Origin of the sequence: Streptomyces spinosus (genome assembly GCF_020400655.1) — a bacterium.
GTDB lineage: Bacteria > Actinomycetota > Actinomycetes > Streptomycetales > Streptomycetaceae > Streptomyces > Streptomyces argyrophylli.
Map to the genome: position 1 here is coordinate 259,611 of NZ_JAINRC010000006.1, position 16,491 is coordinate 276,101.

General features: G+C 72.5%; 12 protein-coding genes. 7 read left to right on the forward strand and 5 right to left on the reverse strand.

Annotated elements, in window-relative coordinates; genetic code table 11:
- Window positions 1-183 precede the first annotated feature (183 nt).
- The 4 genes from LG395_RS14105 to LG395_RS14120 all read left to right on the forward strand — a co-directional run bounded on the left by LG395_RS14105 (window position 184) and on the right by LG395_RS14120 (window position 7,911).
- Window positions 184-3,171, forward strand: coding sequence for an ATP-binding protein (locus LG395_RS14105; RefSeq protein WP_225809708.1), 2,988 nt, complete (start codon window positions 184-186; stop codon window positions 3,169-3,171).
- A gap of 110 nt (window positions 3,172-3,281) precedes the next feature.
- Window positions 3,282-3,455: a hypothetical protein gene (locus tag LG395_RS14110; RefSeq protein ID WP_225809709.1), complete on the forward strand. Its 174-nt coding sequence runs from the start codon at window positions 3,282-3,284 to the stop codon at window positions 3,453-3,455.
- A 155-nt stretch (window positions 3,456-3,610) separates the two neighbouring features.
- On the forward strand, window positions 3,611-7,270 hold the full coding sequence (locus LG395_RS14115; protein ID WP_225809711.1) for a S8 family peptidase: 3,660 nt from the start codon (window positions 3,611-3,613) through the stop codon (window positions 7,268-7,270).
- 32 nt (window positions 7,271-7,302) lie between these two features.
- Entirely contained in the window at window positions 7,303-7,911 is a 609-nt protein-coding gene (locus tag LG395_RS14120; protein WP_225809713.1) for a hypothetical protein, read from the forward strand.
- 78 nt (window positions 7,912-7,989) lie between these two features.
- Here the strand turns inward: LG395_RS14120 and LG395_RS14125 are convergent, their stop codons facing one another.
- Window positions 7,990-8,367 carry a VOC family protein gene (locus tag LG395_RS14125; protein ID WP_225809715.1) on the reverse strand — a complete coding sequence of 126 codons (378 nt, stop codon included), beginning with the start codon at window positions 8,365-8,367 and terminating at the stop codon, window positions 7,990-7,992.
- 265 nt (window positions 8,368-8,632) lie between these two features.
- Between LG395_RS14125 and LG395_RS14130 the strand changes: the two genes are divergently transcribed.
- Window positions 8,633-8,833, forward strand: a complete 201-nt coding sequence (locus tag LG395_RS14130; RefSeq protein ID WP_225809717.1) for a hypothetical protein — start codon at window positions 8,633-8,635, stop codon at window positions 8,831-8,833.
- A gap of 54 nt (window positions 8,834-8,887) precedes the next feature.
- Here LG395_RS14130 and LG395_RS14135 read toward each other — a convergent pair whose 3' ends face one another.
- The 3 genes from LG395_RS14135 to LG395_RS14145 form a co-directional block, all read right to left on the reverse strand.
- A complete protein-coding gene (locus LG395_RS14135) occupies window positions 8,888-9,994 on the reverse strand; it encodes a trypsin-like serine peptidase (protein WP_225809719.1) in 1,107 nt (368 codons plus the stop codon).
- Between the two features lie 82 nt (window positions 9,995-10,076).
- Window positions 10,077-11,921, reverse strand: coding sequence for an FG-GAP-like repeat-containing protein (locus tag LG395_RS14140; protein ID WP_225809721.1), 1,845 nt, complete (start codon window positions 11,919-11,921; stop codon window positions 10,077-10,079).
- 67 nt (window positions 11,922-11,988) lie between these two features.
- Complete coding sequence (locus tag LG395_RS14145; RefSeq protein WP_225809723.1) at window positions 11,989-12,708, reverse strand: hypothetical protein; 720 nt, start codon at window positions 12,706-12,708, stop codon at window positions 11,989-11,991.
- 285 nt (window positions 12,709-12,993) lie between these two features.
- Here LG395_RS14145 and LG395_RS14150 point away from each other — a divergent pair, with 285 nt between their 5' ends.
- A complete protein-coding gene (locus LG395_RS14150; RefSeq protein ID WP_225809724.1) occupies window positions 12,994-14,088 on the forward strand; it encodes a hypothetical protein in 1,095 nt (364 codons plus the stop codon).
- A 42-nt stretch (window positions 14,089-14,130) separates the two neighbouring features.
- Entirely contained in the window at window positions 14,131-14,619 is a 489-nt protein-coding gene (locus tag LG395_RS14155) for a hypothetical protein (protein ID WP_225809726.1), read from the forward strand.
- 53 nt (window positions 14,620-14,672) lie between these two features.
- Here the strand turns inward: LG395_RS14155 and LG395_RS14160 are convergent, their stop codons facing one another.
- A complete protein-coding gene (locus LG395_RS14160; protein ID WP_225809728.1) occupies window positions 14,673-16,196 on the reverse strand; it encodes an NHL domain-containing protein in 1,524 nt (507 codons plus the stop codon).
- Window positions 16,197-16,491 lie beyond the last annotated feature (295 nt).

A 16,491-nucleotide genomic window follows, 5' to 3' on the forward strand; every position in this document is an offset into this window, starting at 1 on the left:
CAGGAACCCGGTCGCGGCAGTCCGCTCGGGCACCGGACCTGTCCCCACTGCCACACGTGTGACAGAGTCGACGTCGGCTCGCGAAGAAACATGCGGCGCCTTCCTGGTGTCATCTGCCCGTACACCTCCGTGACACGCGGAGCTAGAGTCGGCGTCGGCGTTCTGGCGGTCGTCTGAGGGGACATGACGGTGATGGAAGGGGCCCATGGCTACGGCGGCGGCCGGCTCCCGGCGCTGTCCGCGCCGCGGTTCGTCGGCCGGGACGACGAGCTGGGCACACTCGCGTCGGCGCTCGGACGTACTCCCGCGGTCGTACTGATCGAGGGTGAGGCGGGCATCGGCAAGACCCGGCTGCTGCGCGAGTTCCTGGCGTCCCAGGCGAAGCGGGGGCGGCGCGCCCTGGTCGGTGCCTGTCTGGAGCTGCGGGTGCCGTACACCCTCGGGGCGGTGGTGGACGCCGTGCGCGACGGCGTCGACAACGTTGCCGAGCTGGGCCTGAGCGGACTGGCCGGCGCGCTGCGGCCGCTGTTCCCCGAGTGGGCCGGCGACCTGCCCCCGGCACCGGAGCCGCTGGAGGACGCCACCGCCGCCCGGCACCGGCTGTTCCGGGCCTTCGTCGAGGTCCTCGGCCGGCTCGACGTCACGGTCCTCGCGCTGGAGGACGTCCACTGGGCCGACGAGGCGACTCTCGAGTTCCTGCTGTTCCTCGTCTCCCGCCGGCCGCAGCCGGTCAGTGTGGTGCTGACCTTCCGCCGGGACGAAGTGCCTTCGGCCTCCCCGCTGTTGCGGCTGTCCTCCCGGCTGCCCCCCGACGCCCGTCCGGTCAGGCTGGCGCCGAGACCGCTGGATGTCGCCGAGACCGCCTCGTTCATCTCCTCGATGCTGGCCGGCGGGCACGTCTCGCACGAGTTCGCGGCCTTCCTGCACGCGCGCACCGCCGGCGTGCCCCTGGCGGTGGAGGAGTCGGTGCGCCTGATGCACGACCGCGCCGATCTGATCCGCCGCGACGGCGGTTGGGCGCGACGCCGGCTGGACCGCATCGAGGTCCCGCCGACCATCCGCGACGCCATGCTCGAGCGCGTCCAGCGGCTCGGCCCCGGCACCCGCGCCGTCCTGTACGCGGCGGCGGTGCTCTCCGGCCCGGCCGACCACGCGACGCTGCTCGCGGTCACCGGCCTGCCGCAGGAGCGGTTCGCGGAGCAGTCGGCCGAAGCGCTCGGCAGCGGCCTGCTGCGCGAGGACGCGTCCGGGCAGTGGTCGTTCCGGCATCCGCTGGCCTGTTACGCCGTGTACGACGCCATCCCCGCCGGGGACCGGCGTGTCATGCACCTGCGAGCGGGCCGGGCGCTGCGGCGGTGGCCGGTGCCCCCGGTGGCGCAGCTGGCGCGGCACTTCCGGCTGGCCGGTGACGTCGAGGCCGCGTGCCGGTACACCGAGGAGGCGGCCGACCTCTGCGTCCAGTCCGGGGACGTGGCCACCTCGGCGCTGCTGATCCACAGCCTGGTCGCCACCGTCCCGCTGCCCGCCGGGGTGCTGGTGCGTCTGGTGACGAAGATCCAGTTCCAGGCGCTGTCCGGCTCCGACCCGTACTCGGCGATCATCGCCTCGCTGCGTTCGGCCCTCGCCGGCCAGGTCCTCACGCCGGCGGAACAGGCGTCCGTCCGCTTCCAGATCGGCCGGGTCCTCATGGTGGCGGGCGAGATCGAGGCGGGCCGCGGCGAGATCCTGACCGCGATCGCCCATCTGCCGCCCGGCTCCGTGGAGATGGCTCGCGCCCGTGTCCTGCTGGCCCTGCCGCTGGGGAACGCGCGGCCGGTCCGGGAGCACCTGCGGTGGCTGACGCAGGCGCCGCCGCCGGCGCCGTCGATGGCCCCCCTCGACCGGCTGCACCTGTCGGTGGAGCGTGCGTTCGCGCTGCTCGTGCTGGGCGAGGAGGCTGGCTGGGCGGCGGCCCGGGAGATACCGGACGAGGTCCCGGAGCCGCGGGCGGCGTCCGTCGTCGTGAGCGGCCACACGAACGTCGGCGAGGAGGCGACGCGGTGGGGCCGGTACGAGGAGGCCAGGGCACGGCTCGCCAGGGCCCGGACCCTCGCCGAGCGCCACCAGCTCCTGGACTACCTGGACAGCATCGCCTCCTCCCAGGCCCACCTGGACTGGTTCACCGGTTCCTGGTCCCGACTCGCCGAGCGGACGGCGCGCCTGCTCGAGGACGACAGCGGCGTACGGCTGAAGGACCGGTGCGAGGCGGCTCTCGTGGCGGGCGTGCTGCACGCCGCCTCCGGAGACCGGGAGGCGGCCAGGGAGCGGCTGCGTTTCGCCGGACGCGACGACCAGCAGCGCATCGAGGCCGTGGCGGCGCTGGCCCAGTTGTGCCTGCGTGACGGCGACGTCGACGAGGCGCTCCGGCTGACCGACCAGCTCGCCGAGGTCGCCGTCGCCGGCGGCCTGTGGTCCCGTGCCGTCGAGTTCGCCCCCGCGCGCACCGCCGCACTGGCCGCCGCGGGCCGGCTCGTCGCCGCTTCGGAGGTGGCGGACGCCTTCGAAGGGGCCCTGGGTGACAGGGACGCGCCGGCGGCCCAGGCCTCCCTGGTCCTGTGCCGCGCGATCCTGGCGGAGGCCGACGGCCGCCTCGCGGACGCCGCCACGCTGTTCGCCCGTGCGGCCGGCGCGTGGGAGGCGCTGCCCCGGCCGTACGACGCCCTGCTCGCCAGGGAGCGTTCCGCCCGCTGTCTGCTCGCCGGGGGCCGGGAGGAGTCGGCGCTGTCGGCGCTGTCGGACGTCGCCCGGGCGCTGTCGGAACTCGGCGCCTCCCGCGACGCCGACCGGATCGTGGGGTTCCTCGACGGGCGGGGCGGCAGGGTGGCGGCGGTGACGCGCGGCCGGGGGCGTCCCGGCTACGGCAACCGGCTCTCGCCGCGCGAGCTGGAAGTGGCCCGGTTGCTGGTCGAGGGGCTGACCAACCGTCAGATCGCCGACGTGTTGGTGGTGTCGGCGCAGACGATCGCCAGCCAGGTGAAGTCGGCGATGCGCAAGATGGGCGTCACCTCGCGCACGGCACTCGCGGTCCGGGTCGTCGAGTCGGGCCTCGTCGGCGCCCTCGACCGGTCGAGCGGCGGCGCCCTGGACCGGTCGGGCTGCGGCCTGGACCCGCGGCCCGCGCGCGACGAGTGAATTCGGCACGCCGTCCAGGGGACGACGAAAAGTCCGGTGCCGGACGGCGGGATTAAATCCCGCATCCGAGCGATCGTCTCGGCCGCCGGCACCCCCGCACACTCATGGCCATGCCACCCGCCGAGCCCCCGACGCCCGCCCCGGAAGACGCCCCGTCCGCACCGGAACCCCGTCCGCTGGACGGACCCGTGCCGGCCGGGCCGCCGCCCGGCCGGGCGGGCTCCGCCACCCCGGACGACGGGAGGGCCGGCGCCGACGACGACGCCGAGTACGAACCGCTCTGACGCGGGGGCCATGGCGCGGGACACCGAACAGCCCGGGTCCGCCGACCGGCCGGCGTCCCCGGGTGCACGGGGAGTCCGGTCGCCGACGCGCCGCAGGTCGCCTCCCCGGACCTGCTCGCACGTTCCACGTCGTTCCTCACAAGGGAGACTCATCGATGAGGTCAAGCGCAAGACGGGGCGTCAGACGACGCCGGGGCGCGGTGGCCGTCGGTCTGACCGTCCTCGGCATGCTCGTGTCGACGACGACGGCCCAGGCCGCCGGCCCCGACCGGCAGGCGCCGCCGTCCGGTGCCGCACGGACGCACAGCGCGAAGACGGCCGCCGGCGACGGCCTGGCCCGGTTCGTGTCCGCGTCCGGCGGATCCGTGCCGGTCACGCTCGTCACCGGCGACACCGTGCGCGTCGGAGTGGACGCCGGCGGCAAGCCGGTCGTCCGCGACACCGAAAGCGCGCCCCGGCCGGACGGACTGCCGGTCGTGTTCCACACCTTCAGCCGCCAGGGCACGGTGTACGTCGTACCGGACGACGCCCTCGCGCTGGTCGGCCAGGGACTGCTCGACTGGTCGCTCTTCGACCTCGGACAGCTGGTGACGCTCGCCGCCGCGGGCAGGAACCACACGGTGCCGGTGCTCGTCACCTACACCGGCGCCGCCGCGGCCGACAGGACACGGAAGGTCGCCGGGGCGTCCGGCGGCCGGGCCCTTCCGAGCATCAACGGCCGCTCGATGAGGATCGCCGACGACGGACGGTGGTGGCGGGGAGTACGGGGCAAGACGGCCTCCACACCGGCCGCCGCACGAGCGGCCGGCTCCCTGACCGGGGTCGAGAAGGTGTGGCTCAACGGCCTGTCCCACATCGACCTCGAGCAGTCGGTGCCCCGGATCGGCGCGCCCGTCGCGTGGAAACGCGGCTACGACGGCACCGGGGTGACCGTGGCGGTGCTGGACACCGGTATCGACGCCACCCACCCGGACGTGTCCGCGAGCATCGTCGGGCAGGCCGACTTCACCGGCAGTCCCCACGGTGCCAAGGACGGGCACGGACACGGCACCCACGTGGCGTCCACGGTCCTGGGCAGCGGCGCCGCGTCCAAGGGGCTGCGCAAGGGCGTCGCCCCCGGCGCCAAGCTGCTGGTGGGCAAGGTCTGCGACGACAACGGCGAGTGTCCCGACGACGCGATCATCGCGGGCATGGACTGGGCCGCCCACTCCGGGGCCAAGGTCGTCAACCTGAGCCTGGGTGGCGAACCCACCGACGGCACCGATCCGATGAGCCAGGCGCTCAACGAGCTCAGTCGCACCACCGGGACCCTGTTCGTGGTCGCGGCCGGCAACTCCGGCTTCGTCGCCAAGAAGGTCGTCACCCCGGGCTCCGCCGACGACGCCCTGACCGTGGCGGCCGTGGACAAGGACGACGAGATGGCGCAGTTCTCCAACCGGGGGCCGCGCATCGGGGACGGCGCCGCCAAACCCGACATCGCGGCCCCGGGCGTCGACATCGCCGCGGCGCGCGCCGCGGGCACGGCCATGGGCACGCCGGTGGACCAGTACTACACCAAGGCCAGCGGGACCTCGATGGCGACGCCGCACGTCGCGGGCGCCGCGGCCATCATCGCCCAGCAGCACCCGGAGCTGACCGGCCGGCAGATCAAGGCACTGCTGATGGACACCGCCACCGACCTGGGACACGACATGTACGCCCAGGGCACCGGCCTGGTCGACCTGGCGACCGCGACCGATCCGCGGATCGTCCCGAGGGGGAACCTGAACTTCGGCCGCCGGACCTTCCCGCACTCGGCGGTGACCCGGCAGATCACGTACACCAACCGCACCGACAAGGCGACCACGCTGCACCTGACGATGCCGGTCTCCTTCGGCGACGGCAGGCCGGCCCCGGCAGGGCTGTTCACCCTCGGCACAGACACGGTGGTCGTTCCCGCGGGCGGGTCCGCCCAGGTGCCGGTGACGCTCGACGGCTCGGTACTGGGCACCGACGGCCCCTACGGCGCCTACAACGGGCTGCTGAGCGCCCGTGACGACTCCGGGACGATACAGCTGAACTCGAGGATCCACACCTTCGTCGAGGCCCAGAAGTTCCCGCTGACCCTCCGCGTCGTCCCCCCGGCGGGTGCCACCGACGTCCGGTACGGCACCGCCGACTTCACGCCGGTCGACGACCAGGTCTACCTGCACCCGGGCAAGGTGGTCGAAACGGGCGCGGACACCGTGACCGAGCAGCTCTTCCGCGGCACCTACGCGGCCCAGATACCGGTCACCTGGCGGGACGCGGCGGGCGAGGTGCAGCAGGCCACGCCGATGGCACCGGAGGTGAGCCTCACCAAGGCGACCACGGTCACGCTGGACCTGCGCGAGGCCCGGCCGTTGCGCGTGCGGTACCCGGAAGCCACCGAGACCTACAACGCGACCGACGTCGTCAACCGGGTCTCGGCGACCGGGGCCTGGTCGATGGGCTCGGCCACCGCGTTCGACTACCGCGCCACCGAACCGAACTGGTGGGTGCTGCCCACCGGCAAGGTGACCCAGGGCACCCTCACCCACGACTTCTACAGCTCGGCGGCGACACCCGTCGTCACCATGCGCGCCACCGGCGGCGGCGCCCCCTCCAGCCTGTCCCCCCGCTACGTGACCCCGGACGCCTCGCTGGCCGAGACGCAGGCGTGGCTGCGCGACGACGGGGACCCGAGCACCCGGCAGGCCGCGATCCCGGTTCCCCGTCTGCCGGCCGGCGGACACCTGCCGGTGGTGTACGCCGGCACGGGCACCGCGGCCGAACTCGCGCACGTCGACGCCCGGGGCGGGCTCGTCCTCCTGACGCCGGCCGACATCTGCCAGGGAACCTGCGACCACACCGAGCTCCGTGAGCGGGTGGCCGCCGCCGCCGACGCCGGCGCCACCGGCGTGCTGGTCGCGGCACCGGGCATGACCTCCCTGGGCAACCCGTCGACGTTCGACCAGTGCCCGGACGGGCCGCAGAGCTGCCCGGCGATCCAGCCGTACGCCGCACTGCCCGTCGTGAGCCTGCCCTACGGCCAGGCCGAAGCCCTGATCAAGCGGATCAAGGCCGACCCGTCGCACGTCCGGATCGGCCTCGGCGGCAGTGTCGTACCGAGGGCCTACGCCGCCACGTACCACGACGACGGACGGATCCGGCCGAACGACTACCGCGTCGGCAGCGGCGAACTCGACCGGGTCGACCTGCATTTCCACGCGGCACGCCCCGGAGAGGTGCACCAGCTGAGCTGGCAGCAGTTCCTCCAGGCCACACCCGCCACGTCACAGGTGTCCCTGCCGCACCCGTCCACGCAGCGGACCATGACGGCCTTCGTCAAGCGGGAGACCAACGCCATCAGCCGGTTCACCGCCTCCTGGGCCGAGCACGGAGCGGACCACTTCATCGCGCACAACCGCCAGGAGGTGAACGACATGGTTCTCAGCCGCAGGAACGACATCCACTGGAACGCGGGGCCGGCCGTGCCGGGCGCCGCGCGGGAGGTGCGGACCGCGTCCGGCTTCACGATCGCGGCCGGACCGTGCTCCGGCTGCCGGCAGGGCGACACCTTCTACCCCACGCTCTACCTGACCGGCAGCGGCGGCGGCCGCCAGGCCCTGATCGGCATCGTCGGCGACGAAATGCTCCAGCACGACTTCGTCAACCTGTCCTCGTGCGGGACGGCCCCCTCGCCCTCGGTGCCGAACCTCGACTACGTCTGCGACTTCAAGCTGCTCGACGCGTCCGGTGACGAGATCGGGCGTCGCACGGAGCACCTCCCCGACGAGACCTGGACGACCCTGTGACGGCACGCGACACCGCGAAGGAGACCCACACGATGAACACCCCGGTGCCATCGGCGCGGCGCAGGAGAGGAGCCCTCACGCTGCTCGCAGCCGCAGCGGTGCTGGCGCTCGCCGGCTGCAAGGGCGGTGACCTCGTCTCCTACGACCTTCCGGCCACGTCCGCCCGGTACACGTTCGAGACGCGGACCGACGACGTCAGGACGGTGTGGCAGTACACCTCCGCCACGGCGACCAAGGACGACGCCCCGAAGCAGGACCCGTGCATCGGTGAGCTGGTCGGCGGCAATCAGGCGGCCTGCCGTCCCGAGCCGCTGATCTTCCTGCGCTACGACTTCGGCCTGGCCCTCGACAACACGGCCAAGGCCGGGGAGAAGCACGAGGTGACCGTCGTCGGCTACTACCAGCAGCGGCTCACCGAGCTGCCCGAGGTGACCTCGCTGAAGGCGGAGACCACCTTCGACGGAGGCAGGACCTGGCATCCCGCGGCCACGAAGGCGGCCGGGAAGAACACGTTCACCACCACCATCGACAACCCGCGGCGGGAGAAGGCCGCCGAGGGTGTCGGACTGAGGATCAGCGCGACCGACAGCCGGGGCAACACCGTCAGACAGACCATCCCGACGGCGTACACGCTGCGCTGACGGTCATCCACCGCGGCTCGACGGAGCGGGGCGGGAGGCGACTCCCGCCCCGCTCACCCGTGCCCGCGAGCCGTGCCGTCAGCCGTTCGCCCGCTCCGCCGCGCTGCGTTCCACACAGAACTCGTTGCCCTCGGGGTCGTGCAGCGTCACCCACCCCGTCCCGTCGGGCCTGCGGTGGTCGGCCTCGAGCGTGGCACCGAGCGAGAGCAGCCGCTCGACCTCCTCGTCCCGGGTGAGGTCCTGGGGCTGGAGATCCACGTGCACGCGGTTCTTCACCGTCCTGGGATCGCCGACCCTGACGAACAGCAAGGTGGCCGCGGCGGACGTCACCACGGCTTCCGGATCTCCCGGGACGTCGTCATCGGCCAGGGAGCCGTCCAGGACATCGGCCCAGAAACGCGCGAGAGCGTAGGGATCGGCGCAGTCGACGGTGATATGGCGGATCAAGGAGGTCATGGCCCCCCACCCGATCACGAACGCCTCCCGCCGTCCAGGGCCGGCCGGCCTCGGCACCGAGCGCGTGGACGGGCGGCCTGCGCCCGGCCGTGCCCGGAACGCGGTCCGCCGTTCGCGGTGACCGTGCGGAGATGTGCCGGATCTCCGCGGTGAACCTCGCGTCGGGCGGCGCGAACCCCGAGGCTGGACGTGAGCGGCGGCGGCCTGTCCGAGCGTCAGGCCGGCGGCCGCGTCTCACCGGCCTTACGTCGATCAAGGAGTACGCATGCGTCTGCGCGAACGGGTGGTTTCCGTCCTGTTCCTGGCCACCGCGGCCTTCACCGCCCTCGCCCCTCAGGCGGTGGCCGCCCCGATGCCCTGGGAGACGAGCAGGACCCCCACGGCCCCGGCGCACGGCACCGCCCCCGTCGCGGCCGACGGCGGCGGCACGGTCACCGTGCTCTGCGGGCCCCCCTGCTACCAGTAGGCGCCGCCGCGCAGACCGTGGAGGCGCCGGACAAGCCCCGCGTGCACCCGGGTCCTATCGCGACTGCGCCCAGTCGTAGAGGCGGCGGGCGTCGGCGCCGAAGCGGGTGGCGTAGAGCGCGGGGCCCTGCCCGCCCGCGAGTTCCTCGTCGGTGCTGGTGACGCCCACGACGGTGCCGGTGCCGGTGCGGGTGTCGAAGCCGGCCAGGTGCGGGCCGCCGCTCGACCCGGCGGACATGTCGCAGGTCTCACCCCACAGCAGGGGTGTCCGGGGACCGGGGTGGCTCGGGCCCGCGCAGTGGATCATCCGGGAGCCGACGTACTTGTCCCCGGGGTCGTTGAGTCCGTAGTCCGGATAACCGAAGGCGTGGACGAACTCGCCCTCGGCGGGCCGTCCGAACCCGATGCGCTGGCTCCCGGTGACGTCCGCGATGGGGCGCCCGCCGGCGGCGGGGTTCGCCACGAGGAGTCCGGTGTCGTAGCCGGCGGCGGCGACGTCCGACGATTCCGTGGTGTCCGGGTCGGCGTCCCAGCGGGACGAGGTCGCCATGGTCCTGACGGTGAAGCCACCGAGCGGTTTCGTGCCGTTGCGGTATCCGGGCACGAAGTAGAAGTTGTGGTTCCAGGTGTCGTCGGCGGACGGCGAACCGACGCCTCTGAGGCAGTGGGCCGCCGTGACGACGGTACTGCGGTTGGCGCCGGTGACGACCGTCGCGGTGCAACTGCCGTCGTAGCCGTCGGAGAAGGTGAAGAACAGGCGGCCGACGTTCTTCTCCACCGACCCGCCGTGCGTCCACACCGACCCGGAGTCCGGTGTGTCCGGGGGGAGCGGCCGCGGGTCGTCCGGCGTGTCGTCGTCCTCGGGCACGGGGGTGATCTCGGGGACCAGGGCGCCCGCCAGCTTCATCCGCTCGGGGGTCCAGTAGGCGTCGATCCGGGCGCGCGCCTGTGCGGTCGTGGCCCCGGCGTAGGCGGTGAGGGCGTCCGCCCGCACCGCGCCGTCGGTGTACGACGGCTCGTGCGGTGCGGTGCCGGCGGCCGCGGCCGGTGTGACCAGTGCGACGACGGCCGACGACATCGCGACGGTGACGCGGAGCGCGTGCCGGAGGATCCCGGGGGTGCTGTCCTGGTGACCGTGTGAACGGCCGGGAGGTGTGCGCATGCGCGGGACGGTAGTCACGCCATGTCAGGAAGCGGTCAGAGAAGTGTGCGGTACCTGTCCGCACCGCGGGCCCGCGGACGGGTCACCGGGTGCGGAAACGACGGTGCAGGTTGCGGGCCACGTACACACCCGGACCGCCGAAGCCGACGATGTCGACGCGTCCGTCGCCGGTGACGTCGGCGAGGAAGCGGGGGTGGCGGTCGACCCGCCAGGCGCCGGCGTCGTCGTCGTGGCCGAACCCGCGGCACACCAGCTGGGCCTGCTCGAACCGGCCGTCGCCGCGGTTGCGGGACACCCAGACCCCCTCGTCGCCGAAGCCGACGAGGTCCGGGAGGCCGTCACCGGTGACGTCGGCGGGGAAGCGGAGGTGCTTGCCTCCCGTCCACCCCTGGGCGCCTCCGAAGTCGTTCAGGACGAGCTTCGCGGGCTCGAACGTGCCGTCGCCGCGCCCGCGCGAGACGACGACGCCCTGAGGGCCGAACCCGATGATGTCGACGGCCCCGCCGGTGGTGCCGACCAGGAAGCGGGGGTGTCCCCCGGCCGGGTTCCACCCCTGGTCGACGCCGAAGTCGTCGAGGACGTACAGGGGTTCGGCGAACGTGCCGTCCTCGCCCTGGAGGGAGACCCAGACGCCGTCGTCGTGGCAGCCGACGATGTCGGCGCGCCCGTCACCGGTGGTGTCCACGAGGAAACGGGGATGCCTGCCGACACGCCAGCCACCCGCCTTCTCGTCGTGGCCGAACGCCCTGAGCACCGGTTCGTCACCGATCGGGGCGAAGTTCCCCTCGCCGTCCTGGAGGGAGATCCAGACACCGTCGTCGTGGCAGCCGACGATGTCGGCGCGCCCGTCACCGGTGGTGTCCACGAGGAAACGGGGATGCTTGTCGCCGAGCCATCCGCCGGCCTGCCGGCCGTGCCCGAACGCCTTGAGGACCAGCTTGCCGCCCGCCGGCGCGAAGGAGCCCGACGCGTCCTGAGCGGACACCCGGACACCGTCGGCGGCGAGCACGACGACGTCGGGCCTGCCGTCGCCCGTCGTGTCCGCGAGGGTCCACAGGTCCGCGGGGCTCGGGGAGGGCGCGGGCGGGTGCAGGACGCGCTCGTCGTCCTGGAAGGTGCCGTCGCCTTCGCTGGACGACGTCACTGCTCCCCGCCCGGGTTTGAGCCCCACGATGTCCGCCCGTCCCGTTCCCGTGGTGTCGGCGAGGAACCGCGCGCCGGGCCCGGCCCACCAGCCGGGCCGCCCGCCGGGCGAGCTGTCGGTCCCGTCGCCCTTCCAGCCGCCGGCGTCCTGGTCGCTCCCGAACCGCGTCAGGACCAGCAGCATGTCGCTGAAGGAGGGCGTCGCGCCGGGTGCCGGGCGCAGCGCGGTCGAGCGGGACAGCCGCCAGGAGCGGCGGCCGTTCCAGTGGCTCAGGGCCGCCCAGCGCAGCGCGGGGTCGCTGGTGCGCTCGGGCTCCGCCGTGACGAACCGCCACCGCTGGCTCGGGGCGTTCTCGTCGTACGCGCGCAGGACGACCCGGGTGTCGTCCGGACCGGGGTCGGCGAGGTCGAGGACGGCACCGTCGGTGACGCCCTCGATGACGTACAGGCCCGCTTCGCCCGCGACGGGGACGACGTGCCACTGCTGGCCCTGTCTGCCGACGGTGGCGTCCCACTGGCGGACGCCGCGGTCGGCGGCGGCGGGGTTGTCGAGCACCTTGCCGCCGGCCGCGTTGCGGATCACATAGGTCTGTTCCGCCGGTGCCGATGCGCCCTGCGCGGGCCGGACCGGGACGAGTTGCCAGCGCTGGGGGCTCGGGCCGCCGTCGGGGAAGTCGCGGACGACGAGCGCCCCGTCCGTTCCCGGCGTGGCCCTGGTACCGAGGGTCTCCCCCGTGGCGGCGTTGACGATCTCCAGTTTCAGTTCTTCCGTGGGCACGGGCATGGTGGTGCCTCTTCCAGGCGAAGGGGGCGGTGGCCGGTGACGGGGGTGGCGCGGCGGCGGCCGCGCGTCACGTGAACACGTGGTGGTAGGGGACGTCCCACTCGTTGGGCAGCCGCGGGTAGAACGTGTTGATGACCGTGCCGGTGAAGTCCCCGCCCCAGTTGTAGGTGACGCGCACCTCGCTGTCGGCCGTCACCGCGTGGTCCTTGAAGCCGAGGATGGCGTCGGGGTGGGTGATCGGCACGAAGGTGATCCCGCCCCACGGCGTGACCGTGACGACCCAGAGCTGGGTGTCCTCGATCGCGCCGTTCTTCCCCCGCCAGTTGTCGCCGACCTTGTCGGGGAGGCCCACCTGGACGGTGTCGGCGGTGCTCTTGGGGGCGTCCCGGTGGACCGTGACGCGCCTGCGCTGCGGCCGGGGCACACCGTCGTCGCCGCGGCCGGTGTCGGCCGTGCCTGCCGGGGCGGGCTTGGGCGGAACCTGGCCCGCGGCGCTCTCGATGAAGTACAGCGGCCGCTGCCCGAAGAAGCCGGCGGGGGTGATGTGCCAGAGGTGGCCGTTGGCCTCCTTGGTGGCCGGCTCGAGCGCCGTGGCCAGCTTCACCCCCTTGTCGTGGCTGTCCGCCTTCAGCTCGGCGGGCCGCAGATAGCCGCCGTTGTAGGCGTGGACGAGCATGACCGGCCGGTTCTCGACCAGCGCCGCCACGATCGCGTTGTCGTAGCTGTTCACCGCGACCGGGCCGCCGACCACCAGATTCGTCAGCGTCGTGCGTTCTTGGGTGTACATCGCGGAAACCTCACCTTTTTCTGGATGCGGGGAACCACGGACAGTGGAATTACCGGCCGAAACGGCCACCGGAAAACTCATGGACGGCCGAAAGGGGAAAGTCGCCGGCCGAGTGGTCGACGGTTTTACAACGTACCCTGGAAATAGGCGAGTTGAGCGACCGGGGAACCTCAATCACTCGATAGGAGGTGATATTCGGAGACCTCTTCCCGCGAAATTCCGCCGGTGCTAGCTTCGATTGTCGGACCGAACGCGGTTCAATCCGGAATCAGTCGAGGACGGCGAATGTCTTCCACCGCGTACATCCTGGAACGTGCCAAGCGTCAGCCGCTGACGAAGAGGAACCTGCGGGAACTGGACATCGAGCAGACCTGGCAGTCCATTCTCAACCATCCCAACCTGGTCTACGTCGACAACAACGGTGTCAAGCACAAGCCCGTCGGGTTCTCCGTGAACAAGTCGAGTTTCGGGAGCTTTCCCGGAACCGCTTCCCAGCTGGGCTGGCTCGCCTACATGAACCTCGGGGAACCGCTGATCGAGGAACGGGGCGACATCGGCCGGCCCCCGCCCGAGACGTTCTCCTCGCGCACCTACGTCAACCGGAGCCAGACGACGGCCATGACCTTCACCGACTCGGTCGACTTCACGGTGTCGAACGGGGTCACGTGGTCGCTCCACGGAGAGGCGAAGCTCACCTTCGGCGGCAGTGTCAGCGCGCAGCTCCAGTTGCAGTTGCAGAACCAGCTGCGGATGGATCTTCAGTCCCAGCTCGGCACGCAGTTGCGCAACGACATGACGAACAAGAACACCACCACCGTGACCAACAAGAACAGCAAGGACAACATCGGGGTCGACAACGCCAACGCCACCGACACGGGCACGACGAACTCGGCGGGGAACTCCGCGACGAACACGGTGACGAACTCGGTGGGATTCACCACCCAGGGCAGCGCCACCGGGACCGCCACGCTCAACGCCTCGTTGCTGCTGGGCATCTCGGCCTCCGTCGGCGGCTCCCTGACCACCAGCTGGGCCTCCAAGTCGCAGATCTCGGGCCAGGTCCCGGCGGGCTCCCGTGTGCGGACCGTCGTGACGCAGCGGCGTACCCGCAAGCAGTTCACCTACGAGATCCCGGTCACCTTCTCCGGACTGATCGCGGTGAAGTACGACGTGCCGGTGCCCGTCCTGTCTCCCCCGCAGCCCGGGTACCCCGGCCTCGACGGGCTGGTCGCCCGTGACATCGGCGACATCGACCTGGCCGGCGGCGGTTTCCGGATGAAGGGGCTGGCCGAGGTCGTCTCCGCTCTGGAGGTCGACCACACGATGCTCGACGTGGAGAACCTGACCTACAGCCCACGAGCCCTCTACAAGCAGCCATGACCGGCGGCGGCGCCGCCACGACGACGACCAGGGGTGACGACCATGGTGTTCGACAACATCTTCGGCTTCGCGGGCAGGAGCGCAGGGCTCTTCTCGGTGACCACCGACGGCTCGAAGCCGCAGCCCGGTGCCGGCGTCGACTTCGAGGACGCCGACGACGACACGTACGACGACACGAGCACGAGCCTGTTCGGCGACGCGATCCACGGGGCCTCCTCGCGCGCGAAGGTCGTGCGGGAGACGTCGCCCGAGGCGCGGGCCGTCCTCGGCTTCCTCGGCTCCTTCGTCCGGACCACCCAGGCGTCGGCCGGTGAACAGGCCCGGTACGCCCGGGATCCCGGCTCGGTCTCCGAGGCCGCCGCCGCCGGCATGCAGGAGTCCAGTACGACCGTCACGCAGCACAGCGGTCTGCAGAAGGACGAGGACCTGGAGACCAGGCCCAGCAAGAGCGACCTCACCAAACCCCCCAAGGCCCCGGAGGCACCCAAGGCGGCCAGGACGACCGCCGAGGATCCGTCCGCTTCCGGCTGAGGACACGGGGTCCGAAGGGTCAGGGGCGCAGCCGCCCCTGACCCTTCCGTGCGTCACACGGGCAGCAACTGCCACTGCCGGCCCCGGTGGTCGCCCCCGGCCCCGTCCTGGGTGATCACCGTACGGGCGTTGGTGTCGACCCGCAGCAGCAGACCGCTGTTCCGGTTCGCGATCTCGTACACCCGCGGGGCACCGTCCACCGGGCCGACGGGGATGAGCCGCCACTGCTGGTGGTGTGCGTCAGCACCCTCGTAGGCGCGCTGCGCGATCACCGCCCCGGCCGCCTCCCCCGCCCCGACGACCTCCAGGACCTTGCCGCTGCGCAGGTTCTCGATCCGGTACAGGACATCGCCGTCTTCCTGGCCCGCCGCCACCAGCCGCCACCGCTGGTGGTCCCTGGGCGCGGCGAGCAACTGGTGGATCTCGGCCCCGTCCCTGGTCGACTCACGCCAGACCCCCATCCGCAGCCGGCTGCGGACGTTGGCCCAGGAGACCACCGTGCCGGACTCGGGCAGCCCCTTCATCCTCGTCGACGCGATCTTCCGGATGCGGTGGTTGAGGTCGTCGGCGATGTACAGGGTGTCGACGCAGTCCACGGCGAGCCCGAACGGGTGGTTCAGCTGGGCGGTGGCGCCCGGGCCGCCGTCACCGGCGAAGCCCGCGGCGCCCGTGCCGGCGACCGTGGTGATCTTCCCGTCGGCCGTGACCTTCCGGACGCGGTGGTTGCGGAACTCGGCGATGTAGAGCGCGCCGGTGCTGTCCAGCGCGAGCCCCACGGGGAGGTACAGCTGGGCCGAGGCGGCCGGGCCGCCGTCACCGGCGAAGCCCGCGGCGCCCGTGCCGGCGACGGTGCCGATCTTCCCGTCGGCCGTGACCTTGCGGACCCGGTGGTTCTCGCCGTCGGCGATGTAGAGGACACCCTCGCCGTCCACCGCCACCGCGTGCGGGCGGTTCAGCTGGGCCGAGACCGCGGGGCCGCCGTCTCCTGCGAAGCCCACGGCCCCGGTCCCGGCGACCGTGCTGATCGTCCCGTCGGCCGCGATCTTCCGGACGCGGTTGTTGACGTACTCGGCGACGTAGAGGACGCCGTCACCGCCGACCGCCACTCCCGTCGGGAGGTTCAGCCGGGCGGCGGTGGCGGGGCCGCCGTCACCGCCGAACGCGGCGGCGCCCGTGCCGGCGACCGTGGTGATCCTCCCGTCGGCGGTGATCTTCCGCACCCGGTGGTTGTTGGTGTCGACGACGTAGATGTCGCCCGCGCGGTCCACCGCGATCTCCCGCGGCCAGTTCAACTGTGCGGAGACGGCGGGACCGTTGTCCCCGCCGAACCCCGCGACGCCGGTCCCCGCGACCGTGCTGATCCTGCCGTCGGTCGTGATCCTGCGGATCCGGTGGTTCTGGAAGTCGCTGAAGTAGAGGGTGCCGGTGCTGTCCACCGCGACCCCGTACGGACGGTTCACCTGTGCGGAGACGGCGGGACCGTTGTCCCCGCCGAACCCCGCGGCGCCGGTCCCCGCGACCGTGCTGACCGGCGGGGCGGAGGGTTCACCGGCCGTGGCCGCCGGAGCTGTGCTCATCGTCGTCCCCCCACCACTCGCGAGAGCGTCCCTCGCAGCCGCCCCGCACGTTGCTGACGTACCGTCATATCGCACCCCTCGTCCCGAGATCCGACCGTCTGCGCCCGCCCTGCGGCGGACCGCACGACCGATCGTGGCGGCGCCCCGAGGGCGCAGAAAGGGGAATGTGTGTGCAAAAAGGTTTTCCGGACAGGCGGCGTCAGGAGGCAGGATGGTTTCTGCCCCCCGTGCGCATGCCGCGCGGCCGGCCCGGGTTGCGGAAAGCAGGCCGAGAGAAGGTCACCCACACGAGGTG